Consider the following 975-nt stretch of genomic DNA (forward strand, 5'->3'; position numbering starts at 1 on the left):
GCCGACCTTAACCAGCTCGTGCCGTTCAAGTACGACTGGGCCTGGCAGAAGTACCTCGACGGCTGCGCAAACCACTGGATGCCGCAAGAAGTCAACATGACCGCCGACATCGCCCTCTGGAAAAACCCGGAAGGCCTGACTGACGACGAACGCCGCATCGTGATGCGCAACCTGGGCTTCTTCTCCACCGCCGACTCGCTGGTTGCCAACAATCTGGTACTGGCCGTGTACCGCTTGATCACCAACCCGGAATGCCGCCAGTACATCCTGCGCCAGGCGTTCGAAGAGGCGATCCACACCCACGCCTATCAGTACTGCATCGAATCGCTGGCCATGGATGAGGGCGAGATCTTCAACATGTACCACGAGATTCCTTCGGTCGCCAAAAAGGCCACGTGGGGCTTGAAGTACACCCGCTCGATCTCCGATCCGAAGTTCGAAACCGGCACCGTTGAAACCGACAAGGAACTGCTGCGCAACCTGATCGCTTACTACTGCGTTCTGGAAGGCATCTTCTTCTACTGCGGCTTCACCCAGATCCTGTCGATGGGCCGACGCAACAAGATGACCGGGGTTGCCGAGCAGTTCCAGTACATCCTGCGCGACGAATCCATGCACCTGAACTTCGGCATCGACGTGATCAACCAGATCAAAATCGAAAACCCGCACCTGTGGGATGCCGAGATGAAGGAAGAAGCGTCGCAGATGATCCTGCAAGGCACGCAGCTGGAAATCGAATACGCCCGTGACACCATGCCGCGCGGCGTATTGGGCATGAACGCAGCGATGATGGAGGACTACCTCAAGTTCATCGCCAACCGCCGCCTGTCGCAAATCGGCTTGAAGGAAGAGTACCCGGGCACCACTAACCCGTTCCCGTGGATGAGCGAAATCATGGACTTGAAGAAAGAGAAAAACTTCTTCGAGACTCGCGTGATCGAGTACCAAACGGGCGGCGCACTGAGCTGGGACTAA

1 protein-coding gene is annotated in these 975 nt (G+C 57.1%); it reads left to right on the plus strand.

Annotated elements, in window-relative coordinates; all coding sequences use genetic code 11:
• Positions 1 to 975 (plus strand): ribonucleotide-diphosphate reductase subunit beta (locus CJF39_RS22600; protein ID WP_094995375.1); only part of this gene is annotated, 975 nt, incomplete at its 5' end.

Origin of the sequence: Pseudomonas lundensis (genome assembly GCF_002269125.1) — a bacterium.
GTDB lineage: Bacteria > Pseudomonadota > Gammaproteobacteria > Pseudomonadales > Pseudomonadaceae > Aquipseudomonas > Aquipseudomonas lundensis_A.